Annotated in this window: 3 protein-coding genes; all 3 read right to left on the bottom strand. The window is 61.6% G+C overall.

Annotation, left to right across the window (positions count from 1 at the left end; translation table 11 throughout):
• Nucleotides 1-63: 63 nt before the first annotated feature.
• Nucleotides 64-1005 carry an electron transfer flavoprotein subunit alpha/FixB family protein gene (locus WBF74_RS09225; protein ID WP_424438534.1) on the bottom strand — a complete coding sequence of 314 codons (942 nt, stop codon included), beginning with the start codon at nt 1003-1005 and terminating at the stop codon, nt 64-66.
• Nucleotides 1002-1751: an electron transfer flavoprotein subunit beta/FixA family protein gene (locus WBF74_RS09220; protein ID WP_424438531.1), complete on the bottom strand. Its 750-nt coding sequence runs from the start codon at nt 1749-1751 to the stop codon at nt 1002-1004. Before WBF74_RS09220 ends, WBF74_RS09225 begins: the two co-directional genes overlap by 4 nt.
• 256 nt (nt 1752-2007) lie before the next feature.
• A partial coding sequence (locus WBF74_RS09215; protein ID WP_424438528.1) for an ATP:cob(I)alamin adenosyltransferase occupies nt 2008-2342 on the bottom strand: 335 nt, incomplete at its 5' end.

Below are 2342 nucleotides of genomic sequence, written 5' to 3'. Positions count from 1 at the left end.
GAGAAAGCGCCGCCGGGGATGCCCGGCGGCGCTTCGATTTCGGTTATTCGTGGTGAAGAAGTCTCAGAGACCGGCTTTGGTGAGTTCTTCTTCGAACTCCGGCACGGCCTTGAAAAGGTCTGCCACGAGGCCGTAGTCAGCAACCTGGAAGATCGGCGCTTCTTCGTCCTTGTTGATGGCAACGATGACCTTGGAGTCCTTCATGCCCGCGAGATGCTGGATGGCACCGGAAATGCCGACAGCGATGTAAAGCTCGGGAGCGACCACCTTGCCGGTCTGGCCGACCTGATAGTCGTTGGGCACGAAGCCGGCATCGACGGCTGCGCGCGAGGCACCCACGGCGGCGCCGAGCTTGTCAGCTATCTTTTCCAGCATGGCGAAGTTTTCGCCATTCTGCATGCCGCGGCCGCCCGAGATGATGACCTTGGCGGAGGTAAGTTCCGGACGGTCCGACTTGGTGAGCTCTTCGCCCACAAATTCCGAAAGGCCGGGATTCTCGGCCGCACCGATCTTCTCGATGGAGGCGGAACCGCCCTGACCCGCCGCCGGGAAGGCGGTGGTGCGCACCGTGATGACCTTCTTCGCGTCGGTCGATTTCACGGTCTGGATGGCGTTACCCGCATAGATCGGGCGCTCGAACGTGTCCGGACCCAGAACGGCGGTGATTTCCGAAACCTGCGCGACATCGAGCAGGGCGGCAACGCGCGGCATAAAGTTCTTGCCGACAGTGGTGGCCGCCGAGACGATGGCGTCATAGCCACCGGCAAGGCTCACGACGAGAGCAGCGAGGGGCTCGGCGACGGGATGTGCATAAAGCGCGTCATCGGCGACGAGAACCTTCTTCACGCCATCCAGCTTTGCAGCGGCTTCTGCCACGGCATCGCAGCCCTGACCGGCAACGAGCACGACGACATCGCCACCAAGCTTCGAGGCGGCAGTGACGGTCTTTGCGGTTGCGTCGCTCAGCGCACTGTTGTTGTGGTCTGCAATAACAAGCGTGGTCATCCGATCACTCCCGCTTCCTTGAGCTTCGACACGAGTTCGGCAGCCGTTTCGACCTTGATACCGGCCTGACGCTGCGGCGGCTCGCTTACCTTCACGACTTCGAGATGGGTCTTCACCTCGACGCCGAAATCAGCCGGCGTCTTTTCATCAATCGGCTTCTTATTCGCCTTCATGATGTTGGGAAGCGAGGCATAGCGCGGCTCGTTGAGGCGCAAGTCAGTCGTTACGACCACCGGCATCTTGAGCTTCAGCGTCTGAAGGCCACCATCGATTTCGCGGGTGAGGTTGAGCGTCTCGCCATCGATCTCGAGCTTGGAGGCGAAGGTGCCCTGTGCCCAGCCGAGAAGGGCGGCGAGCATCTGGCCCGTCTGGTTGCAGTCATCGTCGATTGCCTGCTTGCCAAGGACGATGAGGTCCGGCTTTTCGGCCTCTGCCACACCCTTAAGGATCTTGGCGACGTTGATCGGCTCGACGGAGTCTTCCGTCTTAACCAGAATGCCGCGATCTGCGCCCATGGCGAGCGCGGTGCGGATGGTTTCTGTGGCTTGCTGGACGCCGATGGAGACAACGATCACTTCCGTTGCCTTGCCCGCTTCCTTGAGGCGCACCGCTTCTTCAACGGCGATCTCGTCGAACGGGTTCATCGACATTTTCACATTGGCGAGATCGACACCGCTGCCATCCGATTTCACACGGATTTTCACGTTGTAATCGACCACTCGCTTGATCGGAACGAGGACTTTCATCGAGGCGAACTCCCTGCGCGTTGCCTTGGCGGCGAGAACTCAAGGGCTGGAGCCCCCGGCCTTGCAAATACCTTGGCGCCGGTCTTGGTGTAGGTCTGGGCGGAGGCTGGTCGCCCCGTAATCGGTTTTGAAAACGGCTGTTTCTGGGAGAAACGAGACCAACTCGCCCGCTGCCACTATAGCTGCTGTTGCGGTGCGGGAACGTAGTGATCCCTTCCCGGCCTGTCAACGAAAGGGATTCCCGGGAGGCGCCGTTTCAGCGTGTGGCACCGGGCACCCATAGCACATCGCCGGGGCCGGTGCCGTCTTCCCCGTGATTTGCGTAGCGGGCGGCCACGAAAAGGAAGTCCGACAGGCGGTTAAGATAGCGCAACGCTGCTTCGCTCACGACCTCCCGCGGGTCGGCGCCAAGCGCGCTCACCAGCCGTTCTGCCCTGCGACAAACGGTCCGGGCATGGTGGAGATGGGCGGCCGCCGGGGCGCCGGCCGGCAAGATGAAGGAGCGGAGCGGCGAAAGGCCCGCGTTCAGCTCGTCTATCTCCCTCTCAAGGCGTTCGACCTGCGGTTCGATGATCCTGAGCGGCTCATAGC

It is taken from the genome of Parvibaculum sp. (genome assembly GCF_049672805.1).
Classification (GTDB): domain Bacteria; phylum Pseudomonadota; class Alphaproteobacteria; order Parvibaculales; family Parvibaculaceae; genus Parvibaculum.
This window is presented reverse-complemented; position numbering and strand designations above follow the sequence as displayed.